Source organism: Ideonella sp. (assembly GCF_036277275.1).
Taxonomy (GTDB): domain Bacteria; phylum Pseudomonadota; class Gammaproteobacteria; order Burkholderiales; family Burkholderiaceae_C; genus Ideonella.
The window spans coordinates 25,701-43,703 of the sequence record NZ_DASUNH010000141.1; the positions used below are offsets into that span (position 1 = coordinate 25,701).

Consider the following 18,003-nt stretch of genomic DNA (forward strand, 5'->3'; position numbering starts at 1 on the left):
CCAGTCCGGGCGCCACGGGCCGAAGATCAGGTGGCCAGGAATCCGCATGCCCGCCTCCCGCAAGACCACCACCATGAACATCGAGTTGGCCGCCCTTGAATCCGAGCTCGCTTACCGGGGGCCCGAGCGCCGTGGCGGCGAAAACGCCGGCCTGGTGCGGCTGATGGCCTGCGTGCTGGACGAGGTCGACTACGGCCTGATGCTGTTGTCAGCCAACGCGCTGGTGGTGCACGCCAACCACGCCGCCTTGCGCGAGCTGGGCTCGAACCATCCGCTCGAACTGCGCAGCCGCCGCCTGCGCGCGCGCGACAACCACGAACAGCAAGCCTTGGGTGACGCACTCGACGCGGCCCGCCACCGCGGTGTTCGTTGCCTGCTGAACCTGGGCACCGCACCGGCGCGCGTGGGCCTGTCGATCGTGCCGCTGCCGCTGCCGCTGTCGAACAGCGCCAGCGGCAACGCGGTGCTGCTGACCTTGCAGCGCGCGCAACTGGTCGAAAAACTATCGGTCGGCGCCTTCGCCCGTGAACGCGGCCTGTCGCAGCGCGAGGAGGAAGTGCTGACCGCGCTGTGCGAGGGCCTGCGGCCGACGCAGATCGCCGAACGCATGGGGGTGGCGGTGGCCACGGTGCGCAGCCACGTGCACAACCTCAAAGAGAAGACGCACTGCAACAGCATGGTCGAGCTGGTCAAACAGGTGGCCCTGCTGCCGCCGCTGGTGACCGCGCTGAAGAACAGCCCGATGATGAGCTGATGCGCCGGGGGCGCCCCGCGACGGGTGCTCAGAACACCCGGTCGCGCAACACCTGCTGCAGATAGCGCCCGTAGCCGCTCTTGGCCAACGGCGCCGCGAGCCCGGCGAGCTGCTCGTCGTTGATCCAGCCCTGGCGCCAGCAGATTTCTTCCGGGCAACAGACCTTCAGGCCCTGCCGCTTTTCCAGCGTCTGCACGAACGCCCCCGCCTCCAGCAGGCTGTCGTGGGTGCCGGTGTCGAGCCAGGCGTCGCCACGGCCGAAGATCTGCACGTCGAGCTGGCCGGCATCCAGGTAGCGCCGGTTCAGGTCGGTGATCTCCAGCTCGCCGCGCGGGCTGGGTGTCAGCGCCTTGGCGTGGTCCACCACCTGCTCGTCGTAGAAGTACAGCCCGGTGACCGCATAGCGGCTCTTCGGCGTGGCCGGCTTCTCTTCCAGGCTGACCGCGCGCCCGGCGGCGTCGAACTCGACCACACCGTAGCGCTCGGGGTCGGTCACCGGGTAGGCGAACACGGTCGCGCCGCTCGGCCGCGAAGCCGCGGCCTGCAGCCGGCGACCCAGGTCGTGGCCGTAGAAGATGTTGTCGCCCAGCACCAGCGCGCTCGGCGCGCCGTTCAAGAATTGTTCACCGATCAGGAAGGCCTGCGCCAGGCCATCGGGACTCGGCTGCACGGCATACCGCAGCGAGATGCCCCAGCGTTCGCCGTCGCCCAGCAGTTGCTCGAAGCGCGGCGTGTCCTGCGGCGTGCTGATCAGCAGGATGTCGCGGACGCCGGCGAGCAGCAGCGCCGACAGCGGGTAATACACCATCGGCTTGTCGTAGACCGGGATCAACTGCTTGCTGATCGACAGCGTGGCCGGGTGCAGCCGGGTGCCCGAGCCGCCGGCCAGGATGATGCCCTTGCGGGCGACGGGTGCGGTGCTCATGAATGGTCTCCGGCTTGGGGCCGCGGCGCGGGGCCCGCGTGCGGGAAGGGATCTTGGTACTGGCCGGCGCGTGCCTGCGCCATCCACCACAGGAAACGGGCGTTGCGCAGGTAGCGCATGCCGTAACGGCGCGGCTCACTCAGCACGCGATAGGCCCATTCGAGGCCCATTCGGCGCATCCAGACCGGCGCGCGCCTGACTTCGCCGGCTTCGTAGTCGATCGTCGCGCCGACGCCCATCAGCACGCGCACACCGGGCAGCGCCTGGCGGTAGCGGGCCAGCCAGATCTCCTGCTTCGGCGCACCCAGGCCCAGCATCAGCGCGGTGGCGCCGCTGGCGCGCACCATCGCCAGCACGCTGTCGATTTCGGCCTCGTCGTCGACGAACTGCATCGATGGGCCGTGCGCGCCGACGACCAGCTCGCGCCCGGCCATCGCGTTCAACGACTGGCGCGCGCGCTCGGCCACACCTGGCGCCGCGCCGAGCAGGAAGATGCGCACCGCCGGGTTGGCGGCGTGGCGGCGGCAGTAGGCCGGCATCAGGTCGGAGCCGGTGATCTTCTCGGTCACGCCCACACCCTGCCAGCGCAATGCCAGGTCGACATAGTGGCTGTCGACAGTGATGAAGTCCGCGCTGCGGTAGGCCGCGACGAAGGCCGCGTTGGTCTGCAGGTGGTACAGGTGGTCGGGGTTGATCGTGAAGACCAGGCCGCCGTCGGCATCGAGCCGGTCCAGCAGTTGCGCCATTGTCAGGTCGTCGGCCCAGACATTGAGCAGCGGCACGCGCGGCCACGCACGCGGCACGATCTGGAAGTTCGTCGGCGGCGCCACCGCAGCAGGCGGGCGGGGCGAGACGGGGGATGGAGGCTGGCGGCTCATCGGCGGGAAAATTCTGGCATGCCGCTATTCGCGGTCGGTGCGCACCCAGTCCTTCTGGCGGCGCGACCAGAAGCGCAGGTAGATCGCGAGTTTGGAGACGGCGTACCAAGGCGCGCGAATCAGGTCCCACGGCGCGAGCACCGCGCGGCCCCAGCCCGCCCAGGCCGCCATCACCCCGCTCGCGAGGATGGCCAACAGGCCACTGGCGCCCCACAGCGGGCCAGACCCGGCGCCGAACCAGCCCATCACCAGGGCCAGCGCCCACAGCGCCGTCACCAGCATCACGAGCAACGCCAGCGGCGGCACCGCCAGATCCAGCGCCAGCCCCAGCAAGCGCCAATCGGCGCGCTGCACGCCCTGCTGCAGCATCGGCAGTGCGTGGTCGGCCAACATGCCCAGGTGACCGTGTTCCCAACGCGTGCGCTGGCTGGCGATGGCCGCGGCACCGGTCGGGAAGGTACTGCGGACGCCCGCCGCTTCGCAGAACTGCGGGGCATCGCCGGCGCGGGCCAGCACCAGGCCGAGTTGCATGTCTTCGACGATGCTGCCGTTGGCCAGCGGGGCCGATTCGATCAGCGCCCACGGGAAGGCCATGCCGCTGCCGGTCAGCTGGCAGGGCCAGCCGAGCCTGGCAGCGCCGCGCGGTCGGACCCAGTTCTTGACCCGCCAGGCGAACTCGGCGACGCGGCCGTTCAGGCCGACGGCGCCTTCGTGGGTCATCAGGTACCTGGCCTGGATCGGCGCACCGCTGCGCGCGCTGGCCGCCGCCAGTGCATCCAGCGCACCGGCGTCGAGCTGACAATCCGCGTCGACGATCACCACCACGGGCGGCGGCGCCTGGCGCAGGTGCTCGACACCAAACGCCAACGCATAGCCCTTGCCGCGCTGGGTGGCATGCCGGCGCTCGACGACCTCGACGCCCTCGGCCCGCGCACGCTCGGCGGTGTCGTCGCTGCAGTTGTCGGCGACAACGACGCAGCGGTCGCCCGGACGCATCTGCGCCCGCAGGTTGCGCAGCGTTGCAGCGATGCCCAGCGCCTCGTTGTGCGCCGGCACCAGCAGTGCCACCGCAGGCCGCGGCGCCGCTCCGACCCCGCGCCGCGCCGGCAGGCAGGCCGCCGCGATCTCCAACGTGAACACCAGCACCGGGACGGCCAGCAGCAGTACCGCCAGCCCCAACAGCACACCCACGAGAAGGGCAACGATCATCGCACCGGCTCCCGCTGCGCCTCGCGCCACGCCGCCAGCAGGCGCGCCGCTTCACTGTCGACCTGATGGCGCGCCAGCACCCGGGCACGGCCGGCCTCTCCCATCGCGCCCAGCGCCTCGGGCGATGCGGCCAGGCACGCCCGCATGGCGCGCGCCGCGGCATCGGGCGAGCCCGCTTCGAACAGCCAGCCTTCGACACCGTCGCGCACCAGCTCGGGTATGCCGGCCACATAGGTGCTGAGCACCGGCCGGCCGACGGCCATCGCCTCCATGATTACCACCGGCAGCCCTTCGGCAAAGCTCGGCAGTACCAGCGCCCGCGCGGCGGCCAGCTCGTCGCGAACCTGCGCGCTCGAGATCCAGCCGGTGATGCGCACCCGGTCGGCGATGCCATGGCGCCTGATCGCCGCTTCGACCTCGGGCCGCATCTCGCCGTCGCCGGCCAGCACCAGCTCAAATTTCAGGCTTTCGGCCGCCAATTGCGCCGCCGCCTCGACCAGCAGCAATTGGCCTTTCTGCTCGCACAAGCGCCCAACGCAGACCAGCCGCGGCGCCGCTGTCGGCGGCACCGCCGCGTCGCCGAAGAACGATGTTTCGAGCCCGCAATGCACGACACGCACTTTGGGCCAGTCGGCCAGCGCGGCCCAGCGCCACAGCTGGCTGCGACCGTAGGCGCTGATCGCGATGACGCAGTTGGACCGTTTGATCTTCTCGGCCAGCCCCAGGAACTGTGGCTTGTCGAACTCTTCCGGGCCGTGCACGGTGAAGCTGAACGGCGGGCCGCCCAGCGCCTGGGCCAGCATCGCGACCTCGGCCGCATTGGTGCCGAAGTGCGCGTGCAGTTGCTCGGCCCCGCCCTGCTGCTTCAGCGCCCGCACCAGCGCGCAGGCTTCGGCCAGGTAGATCAGGTGAAACGGCCACGGCCGGTCGGCGCGGCGTGACATGCGCAGCGCCAATGCCAGCGCCGCGAAGAAGCGGGCCGGCGCCGCCAGCGCCTGGGCCAGCATCGCAGCCAACAAACGCCCCACACCGCCTTGCAGCAGGTAGTGCGTGCGGCCGCGCTCGGCCTGGTCATCCGGGTCGACGACGTCGGCATCCCAGCCCCTCACGGCAAAACGCAGCACGCTGGCGCCGTGGCGTTCGAGCGCCGCAATCTCGCGCCGGATGAAGGTGTGGCTCACCTTCGGGTACTGGTTGACCAAGTAGGCCACACGCATGCCGGAGCCCCGATCAGCGCAGGTAGTGCCGCACCGACGCGGCGATGCCGCGTTCGATCAGCCCCTCGCGCGTGCCCACCGGCTGCCAGCCCAGCACCTGGCGGCTGTGGCTGTTGTCGAAGCGCGCCGCCAGCTGGCGGCAGGCCCAGTCGTGGTGACTCGGGGTCTTGCGGTTCGGGTGACGGATCGCGTTCTTGACCAGCTCCTTCGCGACATCGAGCAGGAAGAACCTCCAGATCGGCGTCGGCGTCGCGCGCAGCTTCGTCTGCGTCAGCGTCGACACTGCGTCGACATACTCGCGCGCACTCAGCAGCGGCGCATCGGTCAGCAGGAACGACTGGCCCTCGATGCCCGGCTTGTCCAGCCCCAGCACCAGCGCATCGGCGACATCGTCGACCAGCACCAGCGGCAGCTTGTTCTGGCCGTCGCCCCAGTACTGCACCCGCGTGTCGCTGTGGAACATGCCGACACCCCAGTGCGCGGGCGGGCAACCTTCGCCGATCACGACCGCCGGGCGGAAGATCACCAGCGGCAGGCCCTTGCTGCGGTGCATCTCGAGCAGCAGCGCCTCGCAGGCCGCCTTCGAGCGCGCATAGAGGTTGCGCGAAGCGATCGCCGGGTCCAGCGCGGTGCTGCCGCTGATCACAGTCGACGGGCTGGCCGAGTCGTACGAATCGATGGTGCCGGTGTAGATGAAGCGCTTGACCTTGGCGGCCAGCGCTGCCTCGGCCAGCACCCGCGTCGGCTTCTGGTCGTTGTCGACATAGTCCTGCCAGCGCTGGCCAACCGCCTTGGCCAGGTGGTAGACGACCTCGATGCCCTGCAAGGCGCGGCCGACCGCCGCCACGTCGTCGAGCGCCCCTTCGGCCACTTCCACAGGCAGGCCCTCCAGCTCGTACAGCGCGCTGGCCTTGCTGCGCGACAACACGCGCACGCCGTGGCCTTTGGCCAGCAGCGCACGCACCAGGCGCTTGCCGATGAAGCCGGTGCCGCCGATGACCAGCACGGTTGCCGGCTTGGCAGGCGCGGCGGAGGCCGCGGGCTGCGTCCGCGGTGTCAGCGTCACGCCGGCGCTCGCGGCGATGTGCTCACAGGTGCGGATGACCGCAGCGCCGAAGCGGCCATCGAGCCGCTCGTCCAGCTGGCCGGTGCGCACGCCGGCATAGAACGCGGCCACGCTGCGCGCGATGCTGTCGAGGAAGACGTTGGCCTGCGGGCCTTTTTTCAGCGTCGAGATGAATTGGCGCTGGAAGTTGCCCCAGGCCTGTGCGCGCAGCGAGGCGCTGCTGCGACGGCCCTGGCCCAGGCCGTCGAACAAGGCGCTGTTGGTGCGGGCTTCCTGCACCAACAGCAGGTCCCGGTCGAAATCCAGCTCGGCGCTGGCGGCATAACCACGCACGCGAACGCTGCGGTCGGCCTGGCCCGGCTGCACCGACAGCTCCAGGCTGACCCCCGTGCCACCCTTCTGCCCCGTCAGGCTCCAGTGGCGGAACACACGCTGCGCACCGGGCAGATCGATCGGCAACGAGGCGTGCGCCTGCAGCTCGTCCAGCGGGCCGACCAGGTCGAGCAGGAAGGCCACCAGGTGCGGCCCTAGTTCGTAGAACAGATTGGCCTCGGCGCGCAACATCCAGTTGTTGTACGGGCCGAACTGGATCAGCCCGAGCGGGTACAGCCAGCGCAGCGCGACATGGTCGAGCCGGCCGATCGTGCCGTCTTTCACCTGGGTGCGCAGGCGCTCGTACGACGACAGGAACAGGAAATTGTGGTTGACCCCGAGCTTGACGCCCTTGGCGGCGGCCAGGTCGGCCAACGATGCACAAGCGGCCGCATCCAACCCCATCGGCTTTTCGACGAAGGCGTGCACGCCGGCTTCGAGGATCTGCCGCGTCACGTCGATGTGCAGCTGCGGCGGCACCAACACGTGCACCGCGTCGATGCCGGACTTCAGCATCTCGGCCAGCGAGGTGAACACGCCCGGGATGCCGAAGCTGGCAGCCGCGGCTTCGGCGCGGCCGCGCGAGACATCGCAGACCGCGGCGATCTCGACCTCGGGCAGGGCCTGCAGGGCCTTGGCATGGGCTTGCAGGATGTAGCCGGCGCCGAGCAGGCCGACGCGCATTCGTGGGGTGGTCATGACAGTTGTTCTTCTTTCGATCTATTTGTATTCGATGATGCGGAAGCGCCCCCTCAGGCGGTTCCATTGAAAGCGCAGCAGCCCGCGGCCGTTGGCCAGCTTGGCCAGCAGGTTGAAGCGGGTGTAGAGCCAGGCATCAGCGCCGCTGTCGCCCCGCCCGCGGCGGAAACGAAAGATGCGCCAGCCCAGCAACGCGTAGCCGCCCAGCAGCAGCAGGCTCAGGCCGCGCGTGGGCCACGCCGTCAGCAGCACCAACAACGGCAGTGTCACGCCCCAGACCCAGGTGCTGCGGCGCTCGCGCGCGCAGTCGCGCAGCGGGCCATCGCCGTGCAGGAAGGCGCGCTGGCCGATCGCATGGCCGGCCCGCACCGAGCGCGTCCACCATTGTGAGAAGCGGTGGATGTCGGCGTCATGACGGGCCATCGCCACGTCGAGCTTGCGCACCTGCTGCCCCGCCTCACCGACCCGCACGCCGAATTCAGAGTCTTCACCGGCGATCACCTCGGGCCGGAAGCCGCCGAGCTGCTCGAACACCGCCAGCTTGACCATCATGATGCCGCCGAGCGCACCGAAGTTGTCGATCAACCCGGCCGGCGATTGCCATTCGAGCGCGCACAGCCGGTTGTAGACCGAGGCCTCGGGCTTCATCTCCTGCAGGTGGCCGATCACGACGGCCAGCTTCGGATCGGCGTCCAACGCGGCTTCGGCGGCGTCGAGCCAGCCCGGCTGCATCAGGCAGTCGCCGTCGATGAACTGCACGTGGCGCAGGTCCGGATGGCGTTGGCGCAGCAGCGCTGCACCTTCGTTACGGGCCCGGGCGGCGGAGAACGGCCGCGCGGGATCCAGCGGCAGCACGGCGTCGCACAGCGCGCGCGCGCGCTCCAGGCTGCCGTCCGACGAACCGGAATCGACGTAGATCACCGGCCGGGGCTGCACCCGCAAGGCTCGCAGGCAGGCCATCAGCCGCTCGCCCTCGTTGCGACCGATCACGACCACGCCGGCGGCCATCGACGCGACGGCCTCAGGCGGCGTCATGGCGGGCGGCAGCAGGCTGCGGGGAGCGGAGAGGACAAATAGCGGTGGCCATCAGAGGGTGACGCCCGGCCGCCAGCGCTGGCGAGCCGGCCGCGGGGCAAGAGCAGCGCGAACCCTCTATTGTTGCTGACGCACGGCCACCAGCCCCGCAGCCGGATGCAGCGTTTGCCGTTCGGGCCGGTACAGGCGCGTGCAGGACACCCCCAGGCCCGCCAGCATGTAGGTCAGTTGCAGCACCACGACGATGCTGCTGGTGGTGACCAACGTGAACATCAGCCCCAGCGTCGTCGCGATCAGGCAGGTGGCGATGTGGCGCCCTTCGGGCGGAACGTCCTTGTTGCGACGCACGCTCCACAGCCCGATCATCATCGATCCCAGAATACCGACGAAGCAGAACACGCCGACGACGCCTGTGGTCAGCGCCACCGCCAGGTACGAGTTGACGATGTCGATGATGCCCTGGCCCTGGCGCAGCTCCTCCATGTAGTTCAGGTACCCCGGCACCCCCAGCCACGGGCTCTGCCGGATCAGGCTGAGCGAAATCTCCAGCAGGCGCTGGCGGTACTCGACGTTCTCGCTGTCCACGTTGCCGACGAAGGGCAGCATGTCGATGACAAAACCCAGGCCCGGCACGACGGCGGCAATGCCGAGGAAGAACACCCCGCCCACCGCGAGCAACAGCAAGTGCTTGACCGGTGCGCGGCCCAACGCAAGCATCACGACGGTCAGGAAGGCCGCTCCCAGCCACGAGCCACGGGCCAGCGAAGCCGCCAGGCCGGCGATCAGCCCGAGTGTGCCGAGCCAGACCCAGGCCTTGCTCTTGAGTTCGGTCCGGACGATGCCCCACCAGCCCCAGGCCAACAGCAGCACGCAACCCAGCATCAGCGAGTGGCCGGCCGAGGCCTTGGCTCGCAGGAAGCCGGCGCGCTCGAGGAAGACGATCATGTCCCAGTCGATGCCCCAGTGCACCGAGACCGCGTCATACAGCGGCCAACGCCGCACCGACTCGAACATCGCCAGCACCGACAGGATCAGGGCCACCAGCACATAGGCGCGCATCGCACCGCTCAGTGCCTCGGGTCGGCTGAAGGCGCGGCTGAACACCCAGTACGGCAGCAACGTGTCGATGGACAGCACGAACGCCTGGCGGATCAGGTCGGTGGTCGACGCGTACGGCGCCATCACCGCAATCTGCACCGCGAAGTACGCGAGCACGAACCAGTCCGTGCCGACGCCCAGCAGGCCCGGGCGGCGCGGGCCCTTCTTCGGCATCATCACCATCGCCGGCACCAGCAGCGCAAAGCTGAGGGCCCGCGAGTGGGTCATCTCGAAGAAATTGCTGATGCTGCCCACACCGGGGATGTAGGCCCCGACGTTGGGCACCGCCATCAGCAGCAGCGCCCACAGGATGGCCGCACGTTCGGCCCGATCGCCGTCAGACGCCAGGAAGGCGGCCACGACGGCCGGCATCGCCACCGCATAGATCCAGATGCTGGGTGTGACGAAGGACAGGATGGTGACCAGCAGGAAGGCCCAGCGCCACCGGCGAATCTCGGGGCGGACCGTTGCCGGCCAGGCCACGCTGGCCATCCAGAACACAGGCAGCGCAACGGCCAGAATGATGACCAGCGCCTTGAGGTGAGAGGGCATGGAGCGGGGAAATGCCGCGACAGGCGGCGGCGCAAGCGTACCTCATGGCCCTCGCAACCGAATGCCAGGCGCGTGTCCAAGCGTGCGTCACTGTTGGCGCTCCGGCGCACGGCGTGACGCTTTCGCCTCGGAAGTGCCCCAAAAGGCGAGGCTCGGGGCCGTGGCGCGTGTTGTTCTTGGAGACAATAGGCGGCTTTTTTGCCCCCGCCTCGCCCCATGCCCGACGCATCCCCCGCCGACACGCCGGCCCCCAGCAGCCTGCGCCAGCGGGCCGGATCGGCGGCGCTGTGGATCGGCCTCGGCTTTGCGCTGACGCAAGCGGTCCGGCTGGGCAGCAGCATCGTGCTGACGCGCCTGCTCGCGCCCGAGATGTACGGCCTGATGACGATGGGCACCGTCGTGATCTCGGCCGTCGTGATGATGTCGGACTTCGGCTTCTCTCAAAGCGTGATCCACAACCCGCGCGGTGACGACCCCGAGTTCCTCAACACCATCTGGTCGCTGCAGATCGGCCGTGGCCTGGCGCTGTGCCTGCTGATGAACCTCGCGGCGCTGGCGATGGTCACCTCGCACACCTGGTGGCCAGGGCTGCTGCGCGGCAGCTATGCCGACCCGCACCTGCCCGGCGTGGTGGCCATCTTGTCGCTCGTGCCGATCGCGATGGGGCTGGAATCGACCAACCTGGCGCGAGCCCAGCGCGCGCTGGCGATGGGCCGGGTGGTGCGCAACGAGGTCATGGTGCAGCTGTGCGTGACCACGCTGATGATCGTGCTGTCGCTGCGTTGGCCGCAGTACTGGGTACTGCCGCTGGGCTGGGTGGTCTTCTCCAGCAGCATCGCGCTGCTGAGCCACTTCACGCTGCCCGGGCCGCGCAACCGCCTGGGCTGGGACCGCGCGGCCGCCAGCGCAGCGTGGCACTTCTCGAAGTGGATCTTGCTGTCGTCGTTGCTGACCTACTTGTTCCGCGAGGGGGATCGCATCCTGCTGGGCGGCATGCTGACGTCGGCCGAACTGGGCATCTATGCAGTCGGCGTGCTGCTGGTCAACGCCACGCGTGAGGTGATCTACCGCTTGGCGGCGTTCGTCGGCATGCCGGCGCTGGCCGAGGTGGCGCGCGAGCAGCCCGAGCGCCTGCGCCAGGCCTACAAGCAGTGTCGCCTGCCGATCGACGCGGTCTGCGTGTTTGGCGCCGGCTTCCTGTTCGCCGCATCCGACCGCATCATCGGCCTGGTCTACGATGGCCGCTACAGCGCGGCGGGCCATGTGCTGGCGGTGCTGTCGCTCGGGCTGATCGCCTTTCGCTACACGGTGATGGACCAGTACCTGATCGCCACCGGCGAGACCAACCAGCTGTTCAAGCGCGGCGTGCTGCAAAACGTGATGCTGTACAGCGCCGTGCCGCTGGGCTTTTCGCTGTGGGGCATGACCGGTGCGTTGGCCGGCATCTTGCTCGCGCAATCGGCCGTGGTGCCCTTCATGTTCAAGATCCAAAACGACCGCGGCCTGCTCGACTGGCGCTTCGAGTTCGGCACCCTCGCCATCTTCCCTTTGGGGTGGGGCGCAGGTTGGCTTGTGAGTTGAAACTCCTCTTCCGATGCAACTGACCACCATCATCGTCAGCTACAACACGCGCCATCTGCTGGACGAATGCCTGGCCGACCTGCACCGGGCTGAAGCAGCCATTGGCGGCGGCATCTGCGTGGTGGTCGACAACGCCTCGCGCGACGGCTCGGCCGAGCACCTCGTCGAGCACCACCCGGACGTGCAGTTGATCCGCCTGGAGCAGAACGTCGGCTTTGGCCGTGCCAACAACGCCGCGCTGCCCAAGGTGCACACCCCGTTCGTGCTGCTGCTGAACACCGACGCTTTCATGACGCCGGAGTCACTGCGGCTGTCGCTCGACTACATGCAGGCGAATCCTCGCTGCGGGGTGCTGGGCGCTCGGCTGCTGAACCGCGACGGCAGCCCGCAGCCCAGTGCGCGCCGCTTTCCGACACCGTGGAACGTGTTCCTGCTGCAGGCCGGGCTGGAGCGCTGGTTCACCGGCACGCCGCGGATCGACCCGTCCGACTTCGACGCCGAACGCGCGCAGGAATGCGACTGGGTGCCGGGCTGCTACTACCTGATCCGCAAGTCGGTGATCGACCAGGTCGGCCTGTTCGACCCGCTGTTCTTCCTCTACGCCGAAGAGGTGGACCTGTGCCGGCGGGTCAAGAACGCCGGCTGGCAGGTGCACTACTTCCCCGATGCCCGGGTGGTGCACCTGGGCGGCGAAAGCGCGAAGTCCGACGGCGAGGTCACGGCCAGCCGGCAGATCGACGCACTGTCGATCGAGAGCAACCTGCTGTACTTCCGCAAACACCATGGCCGCGCCGGCCTGGCCGCGCACGTGATGTTCGAAGGCCTGGCCGCCTTGCTGGTCGGCGCGCGCGAACTGGTGCGGCGCAGCAGCATCGTCCGGTTGAGCACCGGCCTGCACCGCTGGCGCGTGACGTTGGGCCTGCTCTGGCAGACCAAATTCGGCACGACGCCGACGCGGTAGATCAAGGCGCTGCGCAAGCGCCCTCGGGCGTGGGGGTCACACTTTCCGATAGAGCGCCAACCACTGCGCCATCACCTCGGGCCAGCACCATGCGCGGGCCTGTTCGCGGGCGGCGAGTGACATGCGTTCAGCCAGTGCCGGGTCTTCGGCCAAATGGTCGAGGCAGGCGGCGATGCCGTGGGTGATCGTCTGGACGCTGTCCGGCGCGACCAGAAAGCCCGATTCCCCGTCGCGCACCAGCAGCTGGGGCCCGCCCCAGTCGAGGCAGACCGGCGGCAGGCCGAGCGCCATCGCTTCTTGCACGACGATGCCGTTCGCATCTTCGAGGCTGGGCAGCACCATCCCGCGGTAGGCACCGAAGCTGGCGATCAGGTCTGCGTGCCGCTCGTACCAGTCGAGAAATCGCACGCGCTGCTGCAAGCCGAGCTCTTCGACCAGCGCGCGGCAGGCCGTGAGCTCCGGGCCGCGGCCAATCACGTCGAGCTCGATGGGCAGCCGGGTGTGCAACAGGCTGCAAACCGCCAATGACGTGCCCTTGTGGAACACCAGCCGGCCAAAGTGCACGAAACGCAGGTTGGTGCCCTCGTGCCGCAACCGCGGCCGTTCCAGCAGCGCCTGCGGCACACCGCAGTCCACGGTGTCGACCAATGTGTCCGGGTCGATGCCGGCGGCCAGCAGCGACACACGCGTGCGCTCGCCGCCAGCGACCAGGATCATCTCGGCCCGGCGCTTGAACAACGGTTGCCAGCGACGCAGCCATTGCAGCGGCATGTGCAGCCGGCGTCGCAACGACGCACTGAGACTTTCACGATGCCGGAACGGCGCGGGGTAGTAGATGTTGCCGTTCAGTGGCCCGAGCACGTTCGGGAAGCGCCGCGACAACCAGCGCGGCATCACCGGGGAGTTCGGCTCGACCTGGTGGATCACCACCTTCTGGCCCGGCCGGGCGTGCTCGACCGCCAGCCGTTCCGCCATGCGAACCGCCTTCCAGCAGAACCACGGATCGAGCAATGCACGCAGCACGACCGAGCGCCAGAGTGCCCGCGAGACCCAGGTGTCGGCCACGAAACTGACCCCGGCGAGATCCAACCGCTGCGTGACCTCGGCCCGGTTGCGGTCGTGGGTGATCTGCAGCGTGTTGGGCAGCACCCGGCGCAGCTCGCGCAGGATCTGCAGGGCCTTCATCGCTTCGCCGCCCATCTGCTCGGAGACGTTGGGCGCGATCAGGATCACGAGCAAGCCGGGCTCGGGCGCGGACGGGTTCAAGGTCGAGAAGCGGGCAACGGTCATCGCGGACGTTGGCTCGCAGCATAAGCCCACAGTCCCCGGCCACGCGACACCACCGAACGGCACCGCAGCATGCCCCCGCGCGCACGCAAGAAACAGAGTCGCCGGGCCTGATGGCGCCGACGGCTCGCGCAAGTAAAAAGCCGCCGGGCTTTTCAGCGCCGGCGGCTTGCAGATCAGAGCTTCAGGTCAGCGGGTGCAACCAGCCCACCAGCATGGCTTGGTGTCGCGGTACGGCAGCACGGCTTGCCACTTGACGTTGCTGGTCTGGTTCACGGTTTCCTTCAGGCCCCAGACGCCGTACTTGCTGGGCTTGTACACGTGGTTGAACAGCGTGTAGGCCTGGCCACCAACCGCTTGCCAGTCGGCCAGCGTGCGGGTGTAAGCGGTGCCCATGCGGGGGTCACGGTTGGCAGCGGTCATCAGGTTCAGCCACTGCTGGTCGGTGTCGCCCGGGGCCATGATCAGGTGCTGGCCGCCTTCGTAAGCCATCAGCGGCAGGCCGCGGGCGGTGGCTTCGTTCTTGTTGGCGGTCATCCAGGTCTTGACTTGGGCCACGGCGCCGTCGATGTACGACTCGCGGGTCTTGCCATACAGCGGCGGGGTGACCTTGTTGCCGTTCGCGTCCTGGCCCAGGATTTCCTGGAACAGCTTGTTCAGGCCGCCATCCGGCTCGCTGTACCAGGTCCTGACCGTGCTGCGCACCGACATTTCACCGATGTAGCCACCGAAGTAAGGCGCCACCGACATCGCGTCCATGCCCTTGTAGCAGGCTTGGCCGATCTTCGACACCGCGTACGGGCAGTCCATCTGCTGCTTGCTCACCCAAGAGTTCGAAGCCTGGCCGTTGAACACGCACTTGACGCGCGCCGCATCGGCACCGAATTCGGTCTTGATGATCTTGCACAGCTGGGCCGAGCGCATGCCGTACCAGCTGGGCTGCAGGTCATAGACGCTGACACCCTTGGCGATCTGATCGGGCCAGGTCGCGGCGGCCTGGTCACGCATCCACAGCGCTTGGCTGAAACCGTAGTTCCAGGGCTCGTTGCTGTACTCGACGATCAGGTTCAGCTTCGGGGCCAACACTTGCTTCAGCTGGCGGGCAAAACGCAGCGCGTACTCGTCCGTGGCGTGGGTCGGCAGGTTGATCCAGGGATCGGCACCCACTTCGTTGGCCAGCGTCACCATCGCATTCACCGGCACGCCTGCGGGGCCGGTCCACAGCGCGTCGTTCCAGCGGGGACGGTCTTCCCAGTTCGCCAGCGGCGAGGTGTTGGTGCGGTTCCAGTCCAGGAAGCGCAGCGTGCGGAAACCCTTCAGGTCCTTGACGTAGTTCGGGTGCCACATGCGGCCGTCGAGGTTCTCGAAGGTGATCAGCGAGCCCAGGCCCTTGGCCGTGCAATCGGCCGAGGTCAGCGAGAACACGCTCTTGTCGCCGCTGCAGACACCGCCCGGGGGCAGCACGCGGATGTTGCGGATGTAGTTGCTCGGGTTGGTGGCGCGGATCGTCAACAGCATGCCTTCGCTGCCGCTGTTCGTGACGTTGACGATGTCGCGGTTCGGCTTCGACTCGGCGGCGACCTTGGTGCCAGCCATTGCGTATTCGATCGTGCCTTCGCCGTCGTACACCACGGTGTACTTGCCGGCGGCGTGGACGCGGGCGTCGTCCTGGAACATCAGCACCGACACAGCGCGGTACTTGACGGTGGTGTCGCCAGCAGCCGGCAGGCTCTTCGGCCAGCCGTTCGCGTCGACGTTCATCTTCGACTGTTCCAGCGTGTCCCAACCGCTCTGGCCGTTCGCAAAGTTCTTGCAGCTGGCGTCACGCGGGTAGGTGCACTGGGTGAACCAGCCACCGGCACGCTTGAATTGGTCGATCGTCGCCACATCGGGCGAGAAGTAGTCGAAGCCGTTCAGGTTGACGCCCACGCCACGATTCGACGGGGTGCCGGCGGCTTGCACGGAAACCGAAGCGGTCAGCGCCACCACCGCGGCGGCAGCCAGCGAGGCGGGGCGAGAGAGCATGTTGAATTTCATCGAGTGGACCTTTTGTGAACGTGGGGCCATGCAGGCGTTGGGTAGGGGTCTTTATCGCTACACCGAACATCTGCATGAGCGACGCGTTGTGATTCGTCCGGCCGGGGGCCTCACTAAGCCGCCATCCGCAAGAAAACCTACGGTTGTGCAACCAAAGGCAACCTGGGTCTTTTTCATGTTCTTTTCCACAGATCAAGCGTTCAAGCCAGCTGATAAGGCCAGCTCAGAAGGGCCAAAACTGCAGCCCGCGTACAAGTTGTGACGGGCTTTTGGCCCGTCGGCGGTGGCCCCAAATGGGCGCCGGCAGTGGTCATTGCAGGCACCCCGTCCACCAGCAGGGCTGGTGGTCGCGGGCCGTCTTGACCGCCTGCCACTTCGGGAAAGCATCGGAGAACTGAGCCTCTTTCAGGCCCCAGGCTCCCCATTTCGATGGCCGGCCGGCATGGTTGAACCAGACGAACAGTTGGCCGCCGGCTGCCTGCCAGTCGGCAAGGTGGCGCTGGTAGGCCTGCCCCATGCGGGCGTCCCGATTGGCTGCGGCCACCAGCGCGAGCCATGCCGGGTCGTCGCTCGGCGGCGTCAGGTGCTGGCCGCCTTCGTAGGCCCACAGCGGCAAGCCGTGGGTGTCGGCCAACCCCTTCGCGCTGCGCATCCAGCCGCGTGACTGGGCCAGGGCCCCGCCATTCGGCGCCTCGGGGTGGCGGCCCTGCAGCGGCGTCTTGGTCACGCCGCCCCGGCCGTCTTCGCCCAGCAGCTCTTGGAAGACCCGGTTCAGGCCACCATCGGCGTCGCGCAGCCAGCCGGCCACCAGCGGCTGCACCTCGGCGATGCCGAGGTAGCCGCCGAAATACGGCGCAATCGCCAGCGCGTCGACCCGTTTGGCACAAGGCGCGCCCAACGCAGACGCAGCCAGTGGGCAGGCCAGGGTTTCGCGGATCAGCGCCGGGTTGGCGGCTTGTGCGTTCAGCACGCAGCGCACCGGCGCAGCCTGGCCGGCCCATTCGGCCTTGATGGTCTGGCAGACCTGGGCCGCACGCCAGGCGTACCAGTTAACCGCCAGCGCAGCCTGGCTGTCAGCCTTGGCCTTTGGCCACTGGGCAAGCGCTTGCCGCAGCATCCAGCCTGCCACCGGGAACGCCTGGTTCCACGGCTCGTTGGCGTATTCGACGATTGCGGTGCGGCCCGGCGCGAGCTGCGTTTTCAGCAACTTGGCGAAGCCGCGCACATAGTCGTCGCTGGCCTGCATCGGCAGGTTCAACCAGGGGTCGGCCTGGACGAGGTTGGCGAGGTCCAGCATCGCCTCCACGGGCACCCCACCGGCCGACGACCAGGTGGCGGCGTCGAGCCGCGGCCGATCGGCCCAGCTGACCAGCGGCGAGCTGTTGGTCTTGCCCCAGTCCATGAAGCGCAGCACGCGGAAGCCGCGCAGGTCCTGCACGAAACGCGGGTGCCAGCGCCGCTCGGCCGGAAACTTCTCGAAGGGGACAAAGGCGCCGTCGGTCTTGGCGTTGCAGTCGCCCGCTGTTTCGGCATACCGCCCCGGTTCACGCTGGCAGGCGCCGCCGGGCGGGAAGACGCGGATGTTGCGCAGCGGGTCTTTCGGATCGGTCGCCTTGATCGAGATGCGCCAGCCACCGTCGGCCTGGGCGTCGACCTGCACCACGTCGCGGCCGCGACGCGATTCACGCTCGATCTTGCGGCCGGTCAGGTCGTGCGCGAGCACGCCCTTGCCGTCGTAGGTGACCACATACTTGCCCGCCGGGTGGGTGTGGCCGTTGTCGTTGAACAGCAGCACGGCGACGGAGCGGAAACGTGTCTGGGAATCGCCGGCGTCCGGCAGGCGCCGTGGCCACCCCTGCTCATCGAGGTCGAGCTTGGCCTGTTCGCCGGTGTCCCAGGCGCTGGCGTCCTTGGGGAAGCCGTGGCAGTTCTTGTCTTGCGATGGTTCGCACTGGGTCAACCAACCCGAGCTGCGCTTGAACTGGTCGACCAGCGGAAAGTCGGGGCTGAAGTAATCCCAGGTCGCCAGGTTCAGGCCGAGGCCGGAACGAAAGGGGCGCGCAGGGATGGTCGGGCCTTCGGCCGCCACCGCACCGGCAGCTCCGAGGCACAACAGGCTGGCCACGCCCGACCGTCGGCTGCGGGCGCTCAAGCGCCGCGTGCCGGATGGCCGCTGCCAGCGTATTCCCTCCACCGAGCCCTCGAACAAACCGCCAACTCCGTCACTGATTTGATGCTATCGCCTCCCCAACCTAGGGGGGCGAATCCAGCGGCGGATGATGCATGGGAGGCAGGCCGTTAGGCGTGACAGCCCGGCCCCAATTGGTAAGCG

Annotated in this window: 14 protein-coding genes; 4 read left to right on the forward strand and 10 right to left on the reverse strand. The window is 68.4% G+C overall.

Translation table 11 applies throughout. The features are described from left to right. Positions 1-46: 46 nt before the first annotated feature. Positions 47-754 (forward strand): helix-turn-helix transcriptional regulator, encoded by a 708-nt coding sequence (locus tag VFY73_RS24570; RefSeq protein ID WP_329723805.1) that lies wholly within the window; start codon positions 47-49, stop codon positions 752-754. A gap of 28 nt (positions 755-782) precedes the next feature. Here VFY73_RS24570 and rfbA read toward each other — a convergent pair whose 3' ends face one another. The 7 genes from rfbA to VFY73_RS24605 all read right to left on the reverse strand — a co-directional run bounded on the left by rfbA (position 783) and on the right by VFY73_RS24605 (position 9,805). After that, complete coding sequence (rfbA, locus tag VFY73_RS24575; protein WP_329723807.1) at positions 783-1,679, reverse strand: glucose-1-phosphate thymidylyltransferase RfbA; 897 nt, start codon at positions 1,677-1,679, stop codon at positions 783-785. Further along, on the reverse strand, positions 1,676-2,557 hold the full coding sequence (locus VFY73_RS24580) for a WecB/TagA/CpsF family glycosyltransferase (RefSeq protein WP_329723809.1): 882 nt from the start codon (positions 2,555-2,557) through the stop codon (positions 1,676-1,678). The genes rfbA and VFY73_RS24580 overlap by 4 nt, the downstream gene beginning before the upstream one ends. A gap of 24 nt (positions 2,558-2,581) precedes the next feature. Then, on the reverse strand, positions 2,582-3,766 hold the full coding sequence (locus tag VFY73_RS24585) for a glycosyltransferase family 2 protein (RefSeq protein WP_329723811.1): 1,185 nt from the start codon (positions 3,764-3,766) through the stop codon (positions 2,582-2,584). Next, the gene (locus VFY73_RS24590) at positions 3,763-4,983 is read right to left on the reverse strand and encodes a glycosyltransferase (protein ID WP_329723813.1); all 1,221 of its coding nucleotides are present in this window, start codon (positions 4,981-4,983) and stop codon (positions 3,763-3,765) included. Before VFY73_RS24590 ends, VFY73_RS24585 begins: the two co-directional genes overlap by 4 nt. Before the next feature lie 13 nt (positions 4,984-4,996). Next, a complete protein-coding gene (locus VFY73_RS24595) occupies positions 4,997-7,120 on the reverse strand; it encodes an NAD-dependent epimerase/dehydratase family protein (protein ID WP_329723815.1) in 2,124 nt (707 codons plus the stop codon). Between the two features lie 21 nt (positions 7,121-7,141). After that, complete coding sequence (locus tag VFY73_RS24600; protein ID WP_329723817.1) at positions 7,142-8,155, reverse strand: glycosyltransferase family A protein; 1,014 nt, start codon at positions 8,153-8,155, stop codon at positions 7,142-7,144. A gap of 117 nt (positions 8,156-8,272) precedes the next feature. Beyond that, positions 8,273-9,805: an O-antigen ligase family protein gene (locus tag VFY73_RS24605; RefSeq protein ID WP_329723819.1), complete on the reverse strand. Its 1,533-nt coding sequence runs from the start codon at positions 9,803-9,805 to the stop codon at positions 8,273-8,275. A gap of 216 nt (positions 9,806-10,021) precedes the next feature. On the opposite strand from VFY73_RS24605, the gene VFY73_RS24610 reads away from it, so the two are divergent. Together VFY73_RS24610 and VFY73_RS24615 are read left to right on the forward strand one after the other, a co-directional pair. Then, positions 10,022-11,386, forward strand: a complete 1,365-nt coding sequence (locus VFY73_RS24610; protein ID WP_329723821.1) for an oligosaccharide flippase family protein — start codon at positions 10,022-10,024, stop codon at positions 11,384-11,386. A gap of 13 nt (positions 11,387-11,399) precedes the next feature. Further along, on the forward strand, positions 11,400-12,347 hold the full coding sequence (locus VFY73_RS24615; RefSeq protein WP_329723823.1) for a glycosyltransferase family 2 protein: 948 nt from the start codon (positions 11,400-11,402) through the stop codon (positions 12,345-12,347). A 36-nt stretch (positions 12,348-12,383) separates the two neighbouring features. On the opposite strand, the gene VFY73_RS24620 is transcribed toward VFY73_RS24615, so the two are convergent. Both VFY73_RS24620 and VFY73_RS24625 read right to left on the reverse strand, forming a co-directional pair. After that, a complete protein-coding gene (locus VFY73_RS24620) occupies positions 12,384-13,637 on the reverse strand; it encodes a glycosyltransferase family 4 protein (protein ID WP_329723825.1) in 1,254 nt (417 codons plus the stop codon). A 186-nt stretch (positions 13,638-13,823) separates the two neighbouring features. After that, positions 13,824-15,659 (reverse strand): hypothetical protein, encoded by a 1,836-nt coding sequence (locus tag VFY73_RS24625; RefSeq protein WP_329723827.1) that lies wholly within the window; start codon positions 15,657-15,659, stop codon positions 13,824-13,826. Between VFY73_RS24625 and VFY73_RS24630 the strand changes: the two genes are divergently transcribed. Next, positions 15,658-15,933, forward strand: coding sequence for a hypothetical protein (locus tag VFY73_RS24630; protein ID WP_329723829.1), 276 nt, complete (start codon positions 15,658-15,660; stop codon positions 15,931-15,933). The genes VFY73_RS24625 and VFY73_RS24630 overlap by 2 nt on opposite strands. Positions 15,934-15,981: 48 nt before the next feature. On the opposite strand, the gene VFY73_RS24635 is transcribed toward VFY73_RS24630, so the two are convergent. Beyond that, the gene (locus VFY73_RS24635; RefSeq protein ID WP_329723831.1) at positions 15,982-17,796 is read right to left on the reverse strand and encodes a hypothetical protein; all 1,815 of its coding nucleotides are present in this window, start codon (positions 17,794-17,796) and stop codon (positions 15,982-15,984) included. Between the last annotated feature and the right edge of the window lie 207 nt (positions 17,797-18,003).